Below are 19595 nucleotides of genomic sequence, written 5' to 3'. Positions count from 1 at the left end.
CTTCCTCATAATATATTAGATAATTATACCTTCTATTGTAGCAAATTATTGAAACCGATTACTTTTTATTTTGAGAATAATACTCTAATCGGTATGGTGAGTCCATTGACCAATCAAAACTATTAAGCCAATTATACTTCCTACGATGTAAAAAATAATTTCCAAATCATCTTTTAGGTCTGATGCTTTTATATTTTTGCCCTTTTTCATAAAATTCATCCTCCTTAAAATTCTAATAATCCTGAATCAATTTTAACATAAGTACATATTTGCACTTACAGCCGTATCAATTTTAATGAACTTACTTTAATTTTTTTAACTCAAAAAGGATACTTCCATTTACTAGGGAGTATCCTTATTTCTTATCTTATTTAGAATTTTTAATCACACGAAAAACGGCGCTGTCACGAAAATAAGTTTTAAATTTAGGATTCAATTCTTTATCCGTTATTAAAACATCAACTTGTTGACAGTTAGTTACAACATAAGGCGAAGTTTTAGTGGTAGTAAACTTGTATTCCTGGGTTACTAATACTATTTTTTTACCCCGTTGAATAGCTTTTCTTAAAATTGCCGCATCAGCTTTACCCATCACCGTAATATCGCCTTCATCGGTAATCCTTGAAGCACCGATAAAGACTCCATCAAAGACAAAATCGTTTAGTCTTACTAAGGTATCTAATGAAGAAGCATAACGATTGATTCGATCAACGACACCACCTAAAAGTTCAATTTTAGGAAATTTATTAGCCATCAAATGTTCAGCATTGTCAATGCCATGAGTAACAATAGTTGTGTCAACTTGTCCTAACAAATCACACAATTGAACCAAGGTTGTCGATGAACCGATGAAATATAATCTTCCTGGGAGAATATATGAAGCAGCAATTTTTGCCATTTCGGATTTGACTGGAGAAAGAATGTGTTTCCGGTTTAAAAATTCAGGGACCTCATTTTCAGTATTGACCATGATGCCACCATGGACTCTTAAAGCTTGACCAGTAGAGGTTAAATGTAAAATATCTCTTCTAGCCGTATCAAAAGCAACATTAAAGTAATCAGCTATTTGTTTAGTCGACAACCATCCATCGCTTTCTAATTTTTCCATGATTTGGGCTTCTCGTTTTTCTCTTGGAATCATGGACGATTCTCCTTCCAGTTCATTAATAAAAAGTAGTATTTTTGAAGTAATCCTAACTAGTAATCAACTTGATATTCATTTTTCTTAACAGTTAAATTATCTTTTTTCATAAGTCTAAAAACTCGTTTGTGATTAACTTGATAGCCAGATTTATGAAGCTCATTGGTGACAGTCCGGTAGCCGTATTCAGGGTGTTTAGTTTTGATTCTTCTGATTTGTTTTAAAATCTCTTCATCAAACTCGACTTTTTCTTCGACATGGTCATTTAAATTATCAGCGTAATAAATCTCACTATTAATAGATGTAAATGGCAAAATCTCGTATACCTTGAAGTCTGATTCACGCCTTAATTCTTTGACGGCATTAATTTCTAATTCAGTATTTTTCATTGCTGAATTAAGGCGTGAAGTTTTTTTAAATAAGCATTCTCAATGTGTAAATTACGATTTTCTTGCTCTAATTTATCTAATTTGTCGAATTCAAATTTATTCTTGCTCTTTTTATCCCGCTGACTATACAGTGCACTGACTCCACCAATATTCAGTTTCTTTTGCCAATTGGCAATCGTACCAGGATTACTGATATCAAAATTCAAAGCAGTTTTGGAATAACTAGCATTATGCTTACTCTTCCATTTTAAAACCTTTAGCTTATAATCGCCATCATAATCGTATCCAGAGGTTCTTTTTTTCAATCCAGCGACACCATACTTTTGATAACGTTGCGCCCAATTGAAAATACTGAAGCTGCTGATTTGATATTTTCGGCCCAAAACGACTGACCCTTCACCATTCAAATATTCATGTACAACTTTTAATTTCAAATCTAAATTAAATTTTGTCAAAGTAACGCCTCCTATAATCTCTTTTGATTACGGGAGGATTACCTCAAATATCTACTACCTTAAGATATTATTTCGTTTCAGCAACTTTGGTATCGTGATTAACCTCAGTTTTAGCAGCAACTAGAGATTGAAAGTTTTTAATGACATCCTTTGAATTAGTAATCATCACTAAAGTCACTGGATCTTTTTTAGCCTGTTTGATTTGGTCAAAATCGACTTTTACTAAAGGAGTACTGTTATCAACTTTATCGCCGACCTTGACTAAAGTTTCAAAAGGTTTTCCTTTCAAATCAACAGTGTCAATCCCAATATGAACTAACACTTCCATTTTTCCGCATTGCAAACCAACAGCATGCTTAGTTGGAAATAATTGGCTGATTTGCCCTTTTACTGGACTATAAATCGTTGAGTCTTTAGGATTAACGCCATAGCCTTCACCCATGGCACCGCTTGCAAAAACTTCGTCGCTAACATCCTTTAAATCCACTAATTCACCAGTGACAGGTGCATAGAAATCAGTTTTTCCTTTAAAATTAAACAATCCCATTATTCGTCCTCAATTCCTAAATAATCTTCGACTTCGGGTCCAATAGTCGAAACTTTCGTTCCATAGATAACTTGGACACCAGTGCCGTGAATTACTGTTCCGACAGCTCCAGTTGACTTAAGTAAATTCTTCTTAACGCTCGATGGATCCTTTACGCTTACACGTAAACGTGTGGCACAAGCTTCCAGTGTACTGATATTCGTCTTTCCACCTAAGCCTTCAACGATAGTTGCTGAAATAGCATCATCAGAGTTATTTGAACCAGTTGAAACTGCGTTGTCTGACTTTTTGTCATCAACATATTCTTGTTTTGTGTGTAGAGTTGCTTCTTCATCATCATCTTCACGACCAGGAGTCTTGAGATTGAATTTTTGAATCGCAAATCTGAATACAAAGTAATACAAAGCAAAATAGAAAATCATAATTGGAATCAAAGCCATCCAATTAGTCCGTGCTTGACCAGGTAAAATTCCGTAAAGAATCATATCTAGCAAGCCACCAGAGAATGTGAATCCAACACCAACTTTTAATAGTGAAACAAAGACTGCAGAAAATGCAAAGAGTACACAGTGAATGCCCCAGAATAAGAATGGTGAAGCAAACAAAATAGTGAATTCTAGTGGTTCAGTAATACCAGTTAAAATTGATGTCAAAGATGATGAAAGCAACAATCCTTTAACATCCTTACGCTTGTTCTTTTTAGCACAGTGATACATTGCTAAAGCTGCAGCTGGGAAACCACAAATCATAACTGGGAATTCAAAGGCAAAGTATCTAGCAGCTTGCCATGAGATATGTTGTCCGGCAGCCAATTGTGCAAAGACAATGTTTTGAGCTCCAACAACTGTTTTACCAGCAATATGTGCTGTTCCACCGACGGCTGTTTGCCAAAATGGTAGATAAAAGACGTGGTGCAAACCAAATGGAATCAGTGCACGGTAAACGTAAGCATAGAAGAATGTTCCTACATAGCCAGCTTTACCAATCAAATATCCTAAACCAGAAATCCCCATGGCGATATATGGCCATAACCAAGCCATCAAAAATCCACCAACGATACCAGCTAAAGCTCCGGCAATAGGACTAAAGTGTGTCCCACCAAAGAATGAAATGGCATCAGGAAATTTAATCTTGTAATACTTATTGTGTAACCAAACACAGATCAATCCGATAAAGATACCACCGAAAACACCTGTATCCATAGTATTGGTGAAACCGAGCATATTAGTTAAGAGTCCACCAATCTTCTTCAAACGTTCCAATTCACCAAAGTTAGTAATGGCACTAGTCATTGTGGCATACATCATAAAGTAACCAACTAATGCTGAAAGAGCAGCAACACCCTTTTCACTTTTAGCTAGACCTAATGCAACTGAAACAGCAAAAAGTAGACCTAAATTATTAAAAATAAAACTTCAACAATCATTGAAGATTGTTAATAAACTATTTAAAAAGGTACCTGGTCCTAAAATTGCTTGTAAATGATACATTTTAATAAACGAAGCACCTGTAAATGAAGCACCAACCCCTAGGAACAATCCAGCGATTGGCAATAAAGCAATCGGAAGCATAAATGTTTTACCAACGTTTTGCAACGCTGCAAAAGTTTTACTTCCACCTTTATTTTTTGACATATTCAAACCCTCTTATTTAAGACGGTTATCGATAACCAAGTAAAATTTCAATGTACATGTTTTCATTCGTTAATTAACAATTTCTATACTAGCATGATTCATCGCCAAGATACTTAAAACGATTGTATTTCTGAAAACTGTTTCAGTACTTTTTAGCATTTGAAGAATTTAACGCTTATTTTAAATAAGCATTAGCTCAATTTTATTCAATGAATGCTTATGTAGCAGCGTTTTTAAACTTTTTTAAATGCTGATTCAATTCTTTTAAACAATTAATTGCCTGTAATATTTTCAGATTCTAGGAATTGGGCCAGTTATTTTACATTTTTTCATATTTTTGAGCATTTACACTTGCTGTGAAACGCGTTCGATAAACTACTATAAAGATGAATTAAGAAAGGTGCGTGGAAAACGTGTTTGCATATATTCAAATTATTGATAGTCAAAATAAAGTTTCTTATGGATATGTCAATTTTGCTTTCTCCAACGACGTCTTATCCATTACTACATTAAAAGGTATGAAACATTCACCTGTTATAAAGATTCCAATATCACAAATTTCTGATATTTCAGAAGATAATTATTACAGTTGGAATCGTATTAAATTTACTTATAACAAAGAGCAATATTCCTTTATTTATAGCGGTTTCGGTGAATTTGATTATCTCAAAGAGCATCTTATGCAAAGTATTTTGGCATAATTATGGAACAACAAAAAGGACCTCTACTATCTATTATTGTTTTAGGTAGTAGGGGTCTATTATTTTAATTTAAATTAATATTTTTTTGACTGACCATTGTATCAACTTTTAAAGTCTTGATTTCCAAATCAGAAACTCCGATTAGGATTTTCTTAAGTTGATCAAGGCTTTCATTTAAATCGTTTTGATTCTTATAAATATCGAATAAAACAAACTGATTAGGCTGATCTTTGATAGTAGCTTTATAGCTGGTTATTTGACTATTTAACTTTGATAATTCCGTTTTAATTTTTGATTTATTTGCTGAATCAGTTGAGAATTCAACCAATCGGGCCAAATAGGGATTTTCCCCACTAACGGAAAAGCCCTTATTTCCACTTAACAAGCTTTCCGGCTGTAATTCTGTCACATCACGTCCAGTAACGATTTTTTGAGCAACTTTAGCAAAATGCTTAAATTGCGGCGACTCAGCATGGATTTGATAATGTGCTTGATCTTGGTACATTTCAAAAATGTAATTGATGGTGCCACTTTTATCAGCATGGGTAGCATACATAGCCAAAGTTCCTGCTTCATTTTGATGTGAAGTGAGTAAATTATTGACGCCTTCTGCAACAAAATCATCACGATCTTTTTCATTAGTTATCAGACGATACATTCGAAAAATTGGTATCTTTTGTAATTCCATCTTAATCACCTTCACTTTTTAAAGCTGGCAATTTTTCAATAACCTTGGCTGGAACGCCACCGACAACTGTATTATCAGGTACATCTTTTACCACAACAGCTCCTGCTCCAATAATGACGTTATTGCCAATATGAACTCCACCAATAATAGTGACATTGCCACCAATCCACACATCATTGCCAATTGAAATGGGTTGCGTATAACTAATCAAATAATGGCTGCCATCTTCTCTAGTCCCAAAACGTTTAGTAGCGTCCATATTATGTTCGCCGCAATAAAATTTTACATCTGGAGCAACGATTACGCGGTCGCCAAAAGTAATTCGATTAGAATCTTGAAAGTAACAGTTGCCATTGATAAAGTCGTCATCCCCAAAACTGATATGTGCACCATAGACAGCTCCAAAAGTTCCATTAATTGTCAAACGTTGCCCAACTTTACCAAACAAATCTTTAATATCTTTTTCTCGAGTTGCTTGATCTGTTTCTGTATTGATTGCTTGAACTAATCGTTTACCTTTAGCAATCATCTGTTGCAACTCCTTATCGCGATAATCATAATCTTTTCCTGCTAATAGTTTTTCGTGTTCAGTCATTGACATACTAGATGCTCCCTTAAAAAGTTATTTTTCAAAATTAATTTGGCGAATCTTTTTAGCTGGACTTCCAACAACAATACTATTGGGTTCAACATTTTTGGTCACAACTGAAGAAGCTCCAACAATAGAATTCTCGCCAATCGTTACACCCGGTAGGACGGTTACATTAGCGCCCAACCAAGCATTATTTTTAATGTGAATAGCATGAGTGATTAAATTCTGCCGTTTACTAGGATTCTCATCATGATTAGCTGTTATTAGATTTACTCTTGGTCCTAATTTGACGTTAGAATCAATCCAAATTCCACCCAAATCAATAAAGAAACAATCCTTATTAATAAAAACATTATCCTTAACGAAAGTATGACAACCTAAATCGGCATTAAATGGTGCTTTAATATCGGTTGTGCTAGGAATTTGATAACCAAACAAATGACTGAATAATTGTCTTCTTTCATTTTTAGAATGATAGGTTTGATTGATTTTAGTAATAATTTTGGAATTCTCTTCAACAATTCGATCGATTATTTCAAAATCCGTTTGCGTATAATCTAGTTTCCCACCTTTGAGAGCTTTTTCCAGCGTAGAATTTTTTGACTCATCCATTTTTTAACACTTCCTATATTCCAAGACTAATCGCATCTGTTGGACTTGTCTAATACTTATATCACATTGGCAGTTATTCAATTAATGAATATGATAAAAAGCGAATGGAAATTAACTTTTTTCCCACTTAAAACAAAATAAGCCGAGGCAATCAAAATCGATTACCTTAGCTTATTTTCCTTAATGCTCGAAAGCTGACCAGATTATATCCTGCTTTCGTTTAAACTGTTAATTCAATTTGATTTCCCTCAGGGTCACAAACTACGCTTTCATAATAGCCATCCCCGGTGACACGTGGACCACTAAGGTGTTTATAGCCAGCAGCCTCAATTTCTTTAGTCAAGCTGTCAACTTCTTCCTTAGAGCCTAGTGACATGGCAATGTGCATGTAGCCAACTGGATAACCAGAAACCCGATGCTTATTTAGATCTTCCCGAGTCCCGACTTCTAGTCTTGCTCCATCAGGAAAAGTCAAAAATTGTGACGAAAAGGTCGTTACCGGATTGTGATATTTAGCTGAGGCAGTAGCTTTAAAAAATGTCTCATAAAAGTCGACTGTCTTTTTTAAATCGTGAACGAATAAACCTACATGTTCGATTTGCATAAAACCCCTCTATTTCATTCTTAATTACCGATTATAATTTACGATATTGATATTTATTAGTGTAACTTACTTCTGCACCCTTTTTCAAAACAGTATTGCCGAAATCATCGTGATTGATAGCGTCAGGTAAGGTCTGTAACTCCATAGCTAAAGAACTATAATCATAATTTTTGTTCTTTGCCTCATCTTTTGGATTGGCTGTAAAAATAACCATGCCGTTTCGATCTGTATAAAGGTCAACGGCGCGTTTATCAGATTTAATTGTTGCTGCTTTATCACTAACTACAAAAACGTCATCGAATTCATATTTACGCAATGGCTTCAGTTGTTTCAAGCCTTGACCAATTGTCTTAAAATCGTTGAAATCATAAGCATTAGTTGTTGTTAATAGTTTCCCAGTTGGCACCTTGCCTTCATCAACATCCAAGAAATGCTTGGAATTAATTTGTAATTGTTGCTGACGAATATTTTCTGAACCAACATCAAAATAAACGTGGCAAGTTGGATTAAATAATGTATCGTGATCAGTCTTAGCATGATAAGTAATAGAAACTTCGTCATCTTCACTGAGACTATAACGAACCTCAACTTTTAGAGTACCTGAAAAACCATCCTCTCCTTTAACAGTATGACTTAAAAAGACCGAATTATCATCAACTGCTGCTTCATTAAAGTTTTGATATTGTAAACCATTTTCTCCACCATGCAGCAAGTTTTGACCTTCATTAGGTTTCATTTGATAATCAATACCATCAATCGAGAATTCAGCATTTTTGATTCGACCAGCAACTCGTCCAATCGTCTTACCTACTTGATAAGGCGTCTTGATGTAATCGGTCAAATTATCGAAGTGTTCAATCAGTGAATGCTTCTCACCATCTTCAACAACTTCAAAATTTTGCCAGGTTGCAGCATAACTTAAAACGCTGATACTAGTTTGATTCTGATTCGTTATTTTATAAAGGTAGACTGGTTCTGTACCTATTTTTCCAAAAGTTGTTTTCGTTACTGACATATTTACCCTCGCTTCTCTACAATTATCTAATATCTTCTATTGAATCAGACATTTAATTTACGTTTCATTGCTGACTCAATATTCTCTAGAGTTACTTCTGATGTGTCTTTGAAGTTAATATCAGCTTCATTCAAAATTTCAGGATCGCCAATACCAACTGAAATTTCACCAGCACCATTAATCGAAGTAATACCGGCAACAGCATCCTCTAAACCAATACATTCTTCTGGCTTAAGATTAAGAACTTGAGCTCCACGAACATAAATTTCTGGATCTGGCTTGCCATGTTTCAAAGTAGCAGGATCGACACGCGCATCAAAATATTTATTCAAATCTAAAGCTTCCAAAACTCGAGGCGAGTTCTTTGAAGATGAAGCTAAAGAAATCAAATAATTATGAGCCGACAAATCTTCAATGAACTTCTCCATACCAGGCAAAATTTCAGATTTGTCTAGTGACTTCAAAAGCTGCAAGTAGTTGTCGTTTTTTTCTTCAGCTAGACTTGCCTTTTGCTCGTCAGAATAGTCATTTTCCTTATTGCCTGATTTTAAAATAAGATTCAATGAATCCATTCTGCCAACACCCTTAAGTTGGTTTGCCAAATCTGTTGTCCAACTAACTCCTACTTTATCAGCTAATTGGTGCCAAGCTTTGGCGTGGTAGACTGATGTATTAGCAATCACACCATCTAAATCGAAGATAAATCCCTTGATCTGTTCGAATTTTCCCATATTTTATATTAGCTCCTTTGATAAAAGAGTGCCTGAATATATCTATCCAGACACTCTTATTTTACAATTATTTAAGCAAAAGTGGCTTATCATGCACTTCAATTTGAAGTGGTTCTCCAGAAATAAGTTTGAAGTGAGATCCATCCTTTTGAACACAAACTTCAATTACACGTCCTCTGAAGACTTGTCTAAATGAATAACCATTCCATTTTTCTGGTAAAAATGGTTTATAACTCAAGGTTCCATCATCATGAACACGCATTCCAGCGAACCCTTGAACCATTGCGAGCCATCCACCGGTCATTGAAGTAATGTGCAAACCATCTGCGGTGTCATTATTATAATTGTCTAAGTCTAGTCTAGCGGTTCTCTCATATAATGCAACCGCTTTCTGCTCATAGTGCAAATCAGATGCCAAAACAGAATGAATTGCAGGTGAAAGACTGGATTCATGGACTGTCAATGGTTCATAGAAATCGAAGTTACGTTTCTTCTCACGTTCAGTAAACTTATCAATAAAGTCCCAAATGCCTTGAAGAACATCTCCTTGTTTGATATAAGGCGAACGTAAAATCTTATCCCAGGACCAATGTTGATTGATTGGCAATTGATCCTTAGGAATGGAGCTAACAGGTTTGATATCTTTATCCAAGAAGCCATCCTGTTGAACGAAAATTCCGAGATCTTCGTCAAATGGCAAATACATTTTCTCGATAATATCTTGCCATTGAGCTTTTTCTTCATCAGAGACATTTAACTTTTTAGCTTGTTCTGCAGAAACTTCGCCAAGAACTTTTAAGGTATATTTCAAAGTCCATTTAGCTAAGAAATTCGTGTACCAGTTGTTGTCGACATTATTTTCATACTCGTCAGGACCTGTAACGCCATAAATCATGTACATGCCCTTACGTTTGCTAAAGTGGACCCGGTCAGCCCAAAAGCGTGATATCTCTGTCAAAATCTTGCTGCCTTCCTTTAATACGAAAGACTTGTCGCCGGTATAACGTGTGTAATTATAAATTGCAAAAGCTATATCGCCGTTACGGTGGATTTCCTCAAAGGTAATCTCCCATTCGTTATGACATTCGATACCATTGAAGGTGACCATTGGAAATAGAGCACCCTTTAAGCCTTGTTGCTTGGCGTTAACAAAGGCTCCATCCAATTGATTATAACGATACATCAACAAATTACGCGATACTTCCGGATTAGTGATTCCTAGATAAACTGGAATACAGAATGCTTCAGTATCCCAATAAGTTGCACCGCCATACTTCTCGCCAGTAAATCCTTTAGGGCCAATATTCAAACGTGAATCGGCTCCAGAGTATGTGGTGAATAATCCGAAGAGATTAAACCGCATCCCTTGTTGAGCATCAACATCGCCATCAATTTTAATATCTGATTGATTCCAACGTTGTTCCCAAACGTTTTGATGAGATGCAAATAAATCATCATATGAAACTTTGGAAATTTTTGCAGAAATGCCTTCCATTGCATCCCGCAGATCGTCGACCGAGTCATAATCACGAGAAGTTACCACAACGACACGCTTTTCAATAGTTTTAGTCTCGTTAGGCTGCAAGGTATCTAAAAAGATTTGACTGGTTTCTAAATCGGTTGTTTCATGTCCAACTTGCGTGAGGTCAGTAACATAACTTGCTTGCATGCCAGAAGTAAATCTAGGCGTTCCAAAATCGTTTGGTTTGGTTTCTGCAATGATACTGTCGTCAGTAATTTCTAATACTTGCCAGAAGCGTTCATCATAATTAGCATCTTCATTTCTGACATCAGCATCTAAAGCAGAAATAACTTTAATATCGACTGGGTCTTTAGATAAATTTTCAAAACTAACTTTTTGAATCGATAACTCTCTTTGAGCGCTGCTTAAAAATCTTCTAAAATTAAACTTAACTTTGGCATCGCCTTTTTCAACGACAAAACTACGCGTCAAGGTGGCGTTTTGCATATTTAAATCTAATTTAAAATCACTGATCGTATCTTTATTTAAATCTAATTTTGAATCATTAATTAAAAAATTCATTTTTATGAAGTTGACAGCATTGATAACTTTTCCAAAATACTTTGGATAGCCATTTTTCCACCAGCCGACACGGGTTTTATCTGGATACCAAATACCAGCAAGGTAAGTTCCAGGAAGACTATCACCAGAATAATCTTCTTCAAAATTACCACGCATGCCCATGTAGCCATTTCCAAGGCTGGTCATACTCTCTTGGAGTCGTTTATTTTTCTTATCTAATTTGTGGGTCACAATATTCCAAGGATCGACCTCAAAAATTCTTTGCATTAATTTACACCTTCCTACTAAAAAAGGTAATCAGGTAAACAATACCCAATTACCTTTTAAAAATCCTTAAAGAATCGTTTCGTCTGTATCTTTGTCAAAGTAATGTGCTTTTGTCATTTCAAAAGCCATTTGAACGTCATCGCCAGGTTTGTGATGATCACGTGAATCAACTTTTGCAACAAAGTCAGTTCCGCCGACTTTTGAATAAAGAATTGATTCAGCACCTAGTAATTCTGAAACTTGGATCTTAGCATTTATTAAGGCATCAGGGAAAGCTTGAATAGCAACTTCTTCAGCATGAACGTCTTCTGGACGAATACCGAAAGTAACTTCCTTACCAACATAGCCTTTCTTTTCGAGAACTTTATATTGACCTTCAGGAACAGCAATGTTTAAACCGCCATTATTGACAATTTTGCCGTCTTGAATTTTGACATCAAAGAAGTTAGTTGCAGGTGAACCAATGAACCCAGCAACGAACTTGTTAGCTGGCTTGCTGTACAATTCAGCAGGTGTTCCGACTTGTTGCATCTTACCATCATTCATAATGACGATTCGATCCGCCATAGTCATAGCTTCAACTTGGTCGTGAGTAACATAGATAAAGTTACGTCCCAAACGTTGGTGCAATTGAGCCAATTCAGTACGCATCTGAACTCTCAATTTAGCATCCAAGTTTGACAATGGTTCATCGAGCAAGAATAAATTTGCATCACGGACAATCGCACGTCCTAAGGCAACACGTTGTCTTTGACCACCTGAAAGAGCAGCAGGTTTACGTTTTAGATAAGGTGTCAAGCCTAAAATATTAGCAGCATCATCAACACGTTTTTTAGTATCTGCTTTATCGTTTTTACGGATATTCAAACCAAAGGCCATATTATCGTAAACGGTCATATGTGGATACAAAGCATAATTTTGGAAAACCATCGCGATATCACGATCTTTTGGTTGGACTTCATTCATGACTTTGCCGTCCATCTTGAAGTCGCCTTTTGTAATATCCTCCAAACCCGCTATCATGCGCAATGTGGTGGATTTACCACACCCGGAAGGTCCAACGAAGACAATAAATTCACCATCTTTAATGTCTAGGTTGAAATCACTAACTGAATAGTCAGTATTACCTTGATAGCGTTTATAAATGTGTTCCAAATTTATTTTTACCATTTCTAACGCTCCTTTTATTTTTTGACTTCCAGTTAACTAATAAGTTTAATCTTACTAATCAATCTAGATGTGTAACCCACACCCAAAGTCAATCCTTTTTAGCTATTTGACCACCAAGCAATCTGTAAGATATGTATGTTGCAAGCGATACGCTGCAGACCGCGCTTAGAAAAGCCAGTTGCAAAACAAAATTCATCAAGATCAAGATTAAAAATACAATTACGGAAACTATGATTGGTAGGGGTTTAGAAACTAGTAAAGTCAAAATGTTGTTAAATTTGTGGGTCGCCAGTTGAAAGTTTGTCGCTACCAATACCATGAAATATACAAAGGTAAAAGTTAAAACAACTGTGTGCCACTGAGTATTTCCAAAAGTAATCTTATTCAACACAATGAAGATACTAGCAACTAATCCTAATCCAAAATTGATTCGATAGTTTTTCTGAAAATCAAACCATTTTTTAAAAAAATACTTGAAGAAACTTACGCTGCCGTTCACTTGCCACTCTTGAACTGTCGCAAAACTTGCAGTCAGACCGGGCATCGTGAAAACAGAAAACATTAACCAAAGAATGAATAACATCATGTAAAACATGACTGATAATTTTAAATTGAACAAAACTATTGCGGTTAAAATTAACGAAAAGTTCAGAATGAAGAATGAGAAATTAATCGTAAACAACGACCAAAGCCAATTCCCACTCGCCATTAATTTTTGACCATTCTTAGATTTTAAATTGATCACAATAATTTCGTCCTTTCTTTAATTACTTAACAGCACCATCAGTAACACCTTTGATAATCCATTTTTGAGCAAATAGATAGAAGATGATAACTGGGATGATGGAGATGGTGATACCAGCTAGGGCCAAATGCCATTGCTTTGTGTATTCACCAAAAAAATTGAACATCTGAAGTGGAATCGTGTATTGTGCTTGTGGCAATACTAGTGATGGCAATAGATAATCATTCCAGATAGCAATGATGTTCAAGATTGCAACTGTAACTGTGATGGGACTAAGCATTGGGAAGATTACCTTGGTAAAGATCTGCCAACGACTTGCCCCTTCCATTTCAGCTGATTCATCCATTGCGATAGGGATACTTGATAATGTACCTTGATACAAGAAGACTGACAAACTGCAGTCAAATCCGAGATACATAATAACTAGGCCCCACATATTTAGAAAATGTACAGCACCGAAGTTTGCTGTTAAAGGAATCATAACTGATTGAAATGGAATCAACATTGCGGAAATAAACAATAGAAGCAATCCACTGCTCAATTTACTGTGATTTCTTTGAAGTGCGTATGCAGCCATCGAAGAACATAAAATGAGGACCAATACACTGCAAACGGTAATAATTAGCGAATTCGTCAATGAAGCGATAAAGTGCAAAGCCTGAAATGAATTGACGTAGTTATCGCCGGTACTAGGATGTGGTAACGATAGTACTGAAGCGAAAATCCCTTTAGGTGTCTTAAATGAGTTCGTCACGATTAAATAAAATGGGAACAGCCATAAGATACCTATTAAGAGTCCGATGATTCCAATGATAGTTCTACCTTTCTTAGTCATTAGAGATCAGCCTCCCTCTTACGGTTATAAGCAACTTGCAAAAGCGAAATTGCGGCAACAATGACAAAGAACACGATAGCTTTAGCTTCTGACAAGGAGAAGTTAGCTGAATTATAAGCGGTATTAACGATATCCATCGCTAACATTTGTGTTGAATTGTATGGACCACCATTTGTCAATGACAAGTTTTGATCATAAATCTTAAAACCGTTTGATAATGTTAAAAACATGCAAACTGTAAATGCTGGAGCGATCATTGGGAACGTAATCTTTGTGAAACGTTGCCATGCAGAAGCTCCATCAATCTTTGCAGCTTCAATGATTTCACCAGGAATATTTTGTAGATAGGCGATATAAATGATCATGATATAACCACTCATTTGCCATACCGTAACAATTACTAAGCCCCAAAAACCAGTGACCTCATTAGTCAACCAATTTTGTAGCCAATCCATATGCAAAGCATTACCTAAAGCCTGGAAGCCTTGAGTAAAAATGAATTGCCAGATGAAACCTAAAATTAAACCACCAATAATATTTGGCATGAAGAAAATCGTACGTAAAAAGTTGTTTCCCTTAAACTTTTGTGTAACTAATAGTGCTAATCCCAAGCCTATTACGTTCAGCATTATGACAGTGACAATTACAAACCCCACTGTAAACCAAAAGGCGTTAACAAACGCCTTATCGTGAAGCAATGTAATGTAATTTTGAAATCCTACCATTTTGGTAAAAGTTAAACCGTCCCAGTCGGTAAATGAATAGAACAGCCCTTCAATTACCGGAATAAATACTACCAAAGCTAACGCAACGAGGGTTGGCGTTAAAAATAGCCAAAACGAAAGACTTCTATTTTTCATATTCATTGCCCTCTTTTGTAACTCTTAGTTAATTAGATGATTTTTGTTGTTTAGCCCAACCATCAGTCATATTTTGTACTGTCTTATCCCAGCTTTGTTTGCCAGATAAGTACTTTTGTAGATTTGGTTGTGCAACGTCTGGATCCCATGAAGTACCAGTGTATCCTGGGAATGCCCAGCCTGTTGTCTTGTGTTCTTGAGTATATTTGAAGACTACAGATGTTAATGGATCACTCATCTTGTAGTTGCTGAAACCTTTGTAAGCAGGTACGAAGTGCAATTTATTAACAACATCTTTCTTACCAGCTTTAGATGTGTATAGCCAATCTAAGAAGTCTTTAGCAGCTTTTTGTTCTGTCTTTGACTTTTGACTATTAACAGCCCAGTACAATGATGTACCAACTGGCAATTTGCCTTCTTCACCAGGTACAGGAATAGGAATCATACCGATGTCATTTTGTGCGAAGTTCTTATCAATACCTTCAACTGTTGGATAAATCCAGTCACCTTGTTGAATCATGGCTGTCTTACCTTGTGAGAAGTATTGGTTAACTTGTGCAGAATAATCCAATTGCATAACTGGCTTGATTGAGTAGTTCTTTTGAAGATCAAGCATTGTCTTCATATCAGCATTTTTTGTAAATGGCATTTTCTTTGATTTGTAAAGTTTTTGTGCATTGCCATTATAATCTTGTGCAATATAAAGATTTGCCAAGTGATCAGACATGATCCAAGCTTCTTTACCAGGTAAAGCAAAGACGCCTTTAATGCCTAATTCACTCTTTTGAGCATCCAATTGTTTAACAGCAGCTTCAAGTTTGTCAACTGTTGTCAAGCTTTCTGGATCGATACCAGCCTTTTCAAAGACCTTCTTATTATAAACGAATCCATAACCTTCAACGTTGAATGGTAGTCCAACGGCCTTACCTTGGTCGTTCTTGACGGCATCCAATGTTCCAGGTTGAGCTGCTTTAGCAGCTTTTGTATCTGACAAATCTGCTTCATGTGCCTTGAATTGCTTGACATCAGCAGGACCAGCCAAACTGAAAATTGTTGGTGCATTACCAGATGAAATTCTGGTCTTTAAAACAGGATCGTATTGAGTACCACCACCGATAGATGTGACTTCAATAGTTACATTTGGATGGCTCTTCTCGTACTGTTTAGCAATTTGTTTGAATTGCTTGTTATTCTCGACCTTCCCTTGAAGGATCGTAATCTTAACGTTCTTGCCCGAAGACGAACTGTTTCCGCAACCGGCTAACATAAACGCTGCCCCAGCAGCTAAAGCAACAATTCCTAGGCGTTTTCCTAAACGCTTCCAGAAGTTCTTCTTCATTTCCAAAGCCCCCTATAAAAATTATTATATCTTTACTACACTTTTTATTATTGGTCCCAAATGGTTTATTTGCAACCGTTTTCAGAATGTTACCGATAACACAATTTAAAATTGCCCAATTTTGAGCAAAAAAAAACAGCTAAATCCTAATGGATTGCTGTTTTAGTCTTACCTTAATGGTTCTCCTTGAATAATAATTGGGTCATAGTCAATCTGTAAAATACCATCTTGGACCTGAACTAAGGAATCATTTATCATATTGGTATAGTTGTCACTTGGTAGATTAACAGGTACTTCACCTGAACCACCCTTAAGTGAAAAGAGACCAACTCTCAAAATATTCCCTAAACGATAAGTAACTTCCACAATATCGTCAAAAAGTGCGGTAATCCGATAGAAACCAGATGTTTGAATGTCGCTTTGACTTAATTCATGCATCGTCTTAATCAGATTTGTTAAATCCATCTTAGGTGAATCCCAATCTAATTTATCGCTGTTGAACAAATCTGGCGTATGCTTGAAGCCATATTCTTGCCCAGCATAAACTAAAGTTGAACCCTTTTGGAAAGCTGAAAAAGCTGTCCAATTGTACATATCGTTTTCGTTAATGAAAATACTGTGAACTCTTGGCTGATCGTGATTCTCTAAGCCCCGCATCTTGATATAATTAGCAGGATAAATAACACCTTGAGTATTCAAAGCATCAACGTACTTCTTTAAGGTGATGTCGCCTTTCACATAGCTTCTCCAAATTGAATCGATATCGTAATCATACGTCATATCAAAAGCACTGTATAATTCGCTATCTGATGAGACGTGATAGCCCTTTTGGCCAAGTTCTTTTATATAGTCTTTACTTGTTGATTCTGCTAGCCAAATCGTCTTGGGGTTAACCTTAGCAACTTCTTTACGAGCCTCTTTCCAAAATTCGATTGGCACTTGGGGAGCAACGTCGCATCTGAAGCCATCGACGATTTTGGCATAACGTTTTAACGTCTCAATTTGATAATTCCAAAGTGCTTTGTGAGAATAATCTAATTCAGCCACATCAGTCCAATCGGGATTCTTATTGATCAAATTTCCATTGTGATCGTGTAAAAACCATTCTGGATGAACTTGTAGCAAGACTGAATCGCGTGATGTGTGATTATAGACGATATCAAGCATCACTTTCATCCCTAATTCATGAATCTTCTTAACTAATTCCAGAAAATCTTGCCATGTTCCCAATTTAGGATCGACAGCACGATAATCTTTAACTGAGTATGGTGAGCCTAATTTACCCTTTCTGTCTTTGCGACCGATCGGATAGATAGGCAACAGCCAAATACAATCTGTCCCTAAATCCTTGATTCGTTGTAAATCTGGTTCAATTGCTTTTAAAGTTCCTTCTTTTGTATGATTTCTGACAAAAATACTATAAATTTGCATTTTTCTTAATTTTATATCTGTCTGACTTGCCATTTTTACACCCCTCTATGATTTAGTTTCAAAAGCACAACTTCCCCATGGTTGAATTTTCAAAACGCCATCGACTACTTGGACGTCAGAGTTGGCCAGAACTGTATGCCACTTGCCAACTGGCAAATTGAAATTACTCTCTTGATCTGAAAAATTAACGACAACTAATCCACTTTGTTGCGGAGTCTTTCTCAAATAAGCATAAAATTGCGGTTTAGTAATCAATAATTGAAAGTTCCCATTTGTAAAACAGTCATGCTGTTTGATTTTCAACAGTTCTCTATAGAACATCATAATACTATTGGAATTTTTTATCTCCTCATCAACACAAATTGGTTCAGTTTTTGCCCAATTCCATGGTTGTTTTTTCGAGAAGCCGTAATATTTCGAGGTATCCCATTGCATTGGACCACGTGCCGTCATCTCATCTTGATTGTTCAATAATTGCAAAATATTTGAATCTTTATATCCCTTTTGACGTAATGTCTTAATTAAATCAAGAGCTCTTTGGTCATGAAAATTACTAATATGTTCATATTTTAATCCATGCATCCCAATTTCTTCGCCGTAGTAAATTACAGGGATGCCCCTTTGAAGGAATAATAAGGTAGCTAATAACTTAGTTACTCTCGAATCATTAACTGGTAAATTCAAGCGATCCAATACCCGACTGATATCATGATTGCCCCAAGTCAACGTTGGCAAACTAACTTGATCTAAGACGCTTTCCCAAGTTACATAGGTTTTCTTCAAAGAATCAAGCGATAATTTTCGTGATTGGAAAAATCTAGGTATATCGGCATTACTATCGTCAAAAATTTCTCCATAGTTATCTGAATTAACAACCACATCGCAGACATGTTCGTTTGGTCGAGTATATTCAGCGGCATCGCGAGCAGTGGCTGAAGATGCTTCCCCAAATAAGAAGACGTCCGGCTTTATTTGCTTGATTTCTTTAACAAAACCTGCCATATAGTTCTTAACTTTCGGTAATTTTGCATAAAATTGATCATCGATTGGAAACTTGGTCGAGTTATCGAGTGAATTTTGAGCAAAATTTGCCTTCGCAACATGAATAAAGGCATCTAATCTAAAACCATCGACGCCCTTTTCAATCCAGAACTTAGCAATATCAGCGATTGACTTTTGCGCCTCTGGATTCTTCCAATTCAAATCAGGCATTCTCTTATCAAATAAGTGGAAATAATATTCTTTAGGATTGTGAGGATTCTTTTCCCAGACGCTGCCGCCGAAAAAAGAGCCCCAATTATTAGGTTCATGGCCATTTACTTCTTTATGCCAAATATAATAATCCTTAAAAATACTATTATCTTTTTCTACAGCATCTTGAAACCAAGGATGCTGATCAGATGTGTGATTGATCGGCAAGTCTAAAATGATATGCAAACCCAAACGATGAGCCTTTTCTATCATTTCTGAAAAATCATTCGTATCCCCGAGAATAGGATCAATCGCAAAATAATTTGAAACGTCATATCCATTGTCGACTTGTGGTGAAACGAAGATAGGATTGAGCCAAATCGTGTTGAAACCCATATCCTTTACATAATTTAAACGCTTGATTATCCCTTTGAGATCTCCGATACCATCATTGTTGGTGTCTTGGAAACTTTTGGGGTAGATTTGATAAATGATTGCTTTGTCGTACCAATTCACAATACATTCCCCCTCTTTGTAAGCCCTTACACCTCAGTATAAAAAAGTAAACCTCACACTAGCAAGGTTTTAACTGATGTTATCGGTA

At 36.0% G+C, this 19595-nt stretch carries 22 protein-coding genes; 1 reads left to right on the top strand and 21 read right to left on the bottom strand.

The annotated features are described in order from the left end of the window. Window positions 1-84: 84 nt before the first annotated feature. The 7 genes from FHL06_RS14890 to FHL06_RS14625 all read right to left on the bottom strand — a co-directional run bounded on the left by FHL06_RS14890 (window position 85) and on the right by FHL06_RS14625 (window position 4166). Window positions 85-210 (bottom strand): hypothetical protein, encoded by a 126-nt coding sequence (locus tag FHL06_RS14890; protein ID WP_272950435.1) that lies wholly within the window; start codon window positions 208-210, stop codon window positions 85-87. A 157-nt stretch (window positions 211-367) separates the two neighbouring features. After that, window positions 368-1141, bottom strand: a complete 774-nt coding sequence (locus FHL06_RS02140) for a DeoR/GlpR family DNA-binding transcription regulator (RefSeq protein ID WP_153384604.1) — start codon at window positions 1139-1141, stop codon at window positions 368-370. Window positions 1142-1197: 56 nt separating this feature from the next. Further along, the gene (locus tag FHL06_RS02135) at window positions 1198-1530 is read right to left on the bottom strand and encodes an IS3 family transposase (RefSeq protein ID WP_153384603.1); all 333 of its coding nucleotides are present in this window, start codon (window positions 1528-1530) and stop codon (window positions 1198-1200) included. Further along, complete coding sequence (locus FHL06_RS02130; RefSeq protein WP_153384602.1) at window positions 1527-1985, bottom strand: helix-turn-helix domain-containing protein; 459 nt, start codon at window positions 1983-1985, stop codon at window positions 1527-1529. Before FHL06_RS02130 ends, FHL06_RS02135 begins: the two co-directional genes overlap by 4 nt. Window positions 1986-2052: 67 nt before the next feature. Beyond that, window positions 2053-2532, bottom strand: a complete 480-nt coding sequence (locus FHL06_RS02125) for a PTS sugar transporter subunit IIA (RefSeq protein ID WP_153384601.1) — start codon at window positions 2530-2532, stop codon at window positions 2053-2055. Further along, window positions 2532-3941, bottom strand: coding sequence for a PTS transporter subunit EIIC (locus FHL06_RS15000; protein WP_337692518.1), 1410 nt, complete (start codon window positions 3939-3941; stop codon window positions 2532-2534). Before FHL06_RS15000 ends, FHL06_RS02125 begins: the two co-directional genes overlap by 1 nt. Window positions 3942-3947: 6 nt before the next feature. After that, window positions 3948-4166 carry a hypothetical protein gene (locus FHL06_RS14625; protein ID WP_238333941.1) on the bottom strand — a complete coding sequence of 73 codons (219 nt, stop codon included), beginning with the start codon at window positions 4164-4166 and terminating at the stop codon, window positions 3948-3950. 413 nt (window positions 4167-4579) lie between these two features. On the opposite strand from FHL06_RS14625, the gene FHL06_RS02115 reads away from it, so the two are divergent. After that, window positions 4580-4867, top strand: a complete 288-nt coding sequence (locus tag FHL06_RS02115) for a hypothetical protein (RefSeq protein ID WP_153384600.1) — start codon at window positions 4580-4582, stop codon at window positions 4865-4867. Window positions 4868-4931: 64 nt separating this feature from the next. Here the strand turns inward: FHL06_RS02115 and FHL06_RS02110 are convergent, their stop codons facing one another. From FHL06_RS02110 to FHL06_RS14995, 14 genes are all read right to left on the bottom strand, one after another. Beyond that, window positions 4932-5555, bottom strand: coding sequence for a putative quinol monooxygenase (locus tag FHL06_RS02110; protein WP_153384599.1), 624 nt, complete (start codon window positions 5553-5555; stop codon window positions 4932-4934). Between the two features lies 1 nt (window position 5556). After that, on the bottom strand, window positions 5557-6156 hold the full coding sequence (locus tag FHL06_RS02105) for a sugar O-acetyltransferase (RefSeq protein ID WP_153384598.1): 600 nt from the start codon (window positions 6154-6156) through the stop codon (window positions 5557-5559). A 21-nt stretch (window positions 6157-6177) separates the two neighbouring features. After that, window positions 6178-6759 (bottom strand): LbetaH domain-containing protein, encoded by a 582-nt coding sequence (locus FHL06_RS02100; RefSeq protein ID WP_153384597.1) that lies wholly within the window; start codon window positions 6757-6759, stop codon window positions 6178-6180. Between the two features lie 220 nt (window positions 6760-6979). Beyond that, window positions 6980-7363: a VOC family protein gene (locus FHL06_RS02095; RefSeq protein ID WP_153384596.1), complete on the bottom strand. Its 384-nt coding sequence runs from the start codon at window positions 7361-7363 to the stop codon at window positions 6980-6982. Between the two features lie 31 nt (window positions 7364-7394). Continuing rightward, window positions 7395-8378, bottom strand: a complete 984-nt coding sequence (locus FHL06_RS02090; RefSeq protein WP_153384595.1) for an aldose epimerase family protein — start codon at window positions 8376-8378, stop codon at window positions 7395-7397. A 44-nt stretch (window positions 8379-8422) separates the two neighbouring features. After that, a complete protein-coding gene (gene pgmB / locus FHL06_RS02085; protein ID WP_153384594.1) occupies window positions 8423-9109 on the bottom strand; it encodes a beta-phosphoglucomutase in 687 nt (228 codons plus the stop codon). Window positions 9110-9176: 67 nt separating this feature from the next. Further along, window positions 9177-11420 (bottom strand): glycoside hydrolase family 65 protein, encoded by a 2244-nt coding sequence (locus tag FHL06_RS02080; protein WP_153384593.1) that lies wholly within the window; start codon window positions 11418-11420, stop codon window positions 9177-9179. Between the two features lie 66 nt (window positions 11421-11486). After that, window positions 11487-12590 carry an ABC transporter ATP-binding protein gene (locus tag FHL06_RS02075; RefSeq protein WP_153384592.1) on the bottom strand — a complete coding sequence of 368 codons (1104 nt, stop codon included), beginning with the start codon at window positions 12588-12590 and terminating at the stop codon, window positions 11487-11489. Window positions 12591-12678: 88 nt separating this feature from the next. Beyond that, window positions 12679-13335 (bottom strand): hypothetical protein, encoded by a 657-nt coding sequence (locus tag FHL06_RS02070; RefSeq protein ID WP_153384591.1) that lies wholly within the window; start codon window positions 13333-13335, stop codon window positions 12679-12681. A gap of 22 nt (window positions 13336-13357) precedes the next feature. Continuing rightward, complete coding sequence (locus FHL06_RS02065) at window positions 13358-14170, bottom strand: carbohydrate ABC transporter permease (protein WP_153384590.1); 813 nt, start codon at window positions 14168-14170, stop codon at window positions 13358-13360. Then, entirely contained in the window at window positions 14170-15030 is an 861-nt protein-coding gene (locus tag FHL06_RS02060; RefSeq protein ID WP_153384589.1) for a carbohydrate ABC transporter permease, read from the bottom strand. Before FHL06_RS02060 ends, FHL06_RS02065 begins: the two co-directional genes overlap by 1 nt. Window positions 15031-15058: 28 nt before the next feature. Further along, on the bottom strand, window positions 15059-16369 hold the full coding sequence (locus tag FHL06_RS02055; RefSeq protein ID WP_153384588.1) for an ABC transporter substrate-binding protein: 1311 nt from the start codon (window positions 16367-16369) through the stop codon (window positions 15059-15061). Window positions 16370-16537: 168 nt separating this feature from the next. Next, window positions 16538-17833 carry an alpha-amylase family glycosyl hydrolase gene (locus FHL06_RS02050; protein ID WP_153384587.1) on the bottom strand — a complete coding sequence of 432 codons (1296 nt, stop codon included), beginning with the start codon at window positions 17831-17833 and terminating at the stop codon, window positions 16538-16540. 12 nt (window positions 17834-17845) lie between these two features. Beyond that, window positions 17846-19507 carry an alpha-amylase family glycosyl hydrolase gene (locus FHL06_RS14995; protein WP_153384586.1) on the bottom strand — a complete coding sequence of 554 codons (1662 nt, stop codon included), beginning with the start codon at window positions 19505-19507 and terminating at the stop codon, window positions 17846-17848. Between the last annotated feature and the right edge of the window lie 88 nt (window positions 19508-19595).

The organism is Companilactobacillus halodurans, from assembly GCF_009600985.1.
Taxonomy (GTDB): domain Bacteria; phylum Bacillota; class Bacilli; order Lactobacillales; family Lactobacillaceae; genus Companilactobacillus; species Companilactobacillus halodurans.
The sequence above is the reverse complement of the archived record's forward strand: the minus strand, read 5'-3'. Positions and strand labels throughout refer to the sequence as shown.

Excerpts from the sequence above, each read along its gene's own strand:
- FHL06_RS14890 (WP_272950435.1), bottom strand. The coding sequence starts at position 210 with ATGAAAAAGGGCAAAAATATAAAAGCATCAGACCTAAAAGATGATTTG.
- FHL06_RS02140 (WP_153384604.1), bottom strand. The coding sequence starts at position 1,141 with ATGATTCCAAGAGAAAAACGAGAAGCCCAAATCATGGAAAAATTAGAA.
- FHL06_RS02135 (WP_153384603.1), bottom strand. The coding sequence starts at position 1,530 with ATGAAAAATACTGAATTAGAAATTAATGCCGTCAAAGAATTAAGGCGT.
- FHL06_RS02125 (WP_153384601.1), bottom strand. The coding sequence starts at position 2,532 with ATGGGATTGTTTAATTTTAAAGGAAAAACTGATTTCTATGCACCTGTC.
- FHL06_RS14625 (WP_238333941.1), bottom strand. The coding sequence starts at position 4,166 with ATGTCAAAAAATAAAGGTGGAAGTAAAACTTTTGCAGCGTTGCAAAAC.
- FHL06_RS02110 (WP_153384599.1), bottom strand. The coding sequence starts at position 5,555 with ATGGAATTACAAAAGATACCAATTTTTCGAATGTATCGTCTGATAACT.
- FHL06_RS02105 (WP_153384598.1), bottom strand. The coding sequence starts at position 6,156 with ATGTCAATGACTGAACACGAAAAACTATTAGCAGGAAAAGATTATGAT.
- FHL06_RS02100 (WP_153384597.1), bottom strand. The coding sequence starts at position 6,759 with ATGGATGAGTCAAAAAATTCTACGCTGGAAAAAGCTCTCAAAGGTGGG.
- FHL06_RS02095 (WP_153384596.1), bottom strand. The coding sequence starts at position 7,363 with ATGCAAATCGAACATGTAGGTTTATTCGTTCACGATTTAAAAAAGACA.
- FHL06_RS02090 (WP_153384595.1), bottom strand. The coding sequence starts at position 8,378 with ATGTCAGTAACGAAAACAACTTTTGGAAAAATAGGTACAGAACCAGTC.
- pgmB (WP_153384594.1), bottom strand. The coding sequence starts at position 9,109 with ATGGGAAAATTCGAACAGATCAAGGGATTTATCTTCGATTTAGATGGT.
- FHL06_RS02080 (WP_153384593.1), bottom strand. The coding sequence starts at position 11,420 with ATGCAAAGAATTTTTGAGGTCGATCCTTGGAATATTGTGACCCACAAA.
- FHL06_RS02075 (WP_153384592.1), bottom strand. The coding sequence starts at position 12,590 with ATGGTAAAAATAAATTTGGAACACATTTATAAACGCTATCAAGGTAAT.
- FHL06_RS02065 (WP_153384590.1), bottom strand. The coding sequence starts at position 14,170 with ATGACTAAGAAAGGTAGAACTATCATTGGAATCATCGGACTCTTAATA.
- FHL06_RS02060 (WP_153384589.1), bottom strand. The coding sequence starts at position 15,030 with ATGAAAAATAGAAGTCTTTCGTTTTGGCTATTTTTAACGCCAACCCTC.
- FHL06_RS02055 (WP_153384588.1), bottom strand. The coding sequence starts at position 16,369 with ATGAAGAAGAACTTCTGGAAGCGTTTAGGAAAACGCCTAGGAATTGTT.
- FHL06_RS02050 (WP_153384587.1), bottom strand. The coding sequence starts at position 17,833 with ATGGCAAGTCAGACAGATATAAAATTAAGAAAAATGCAAATTTATAGT.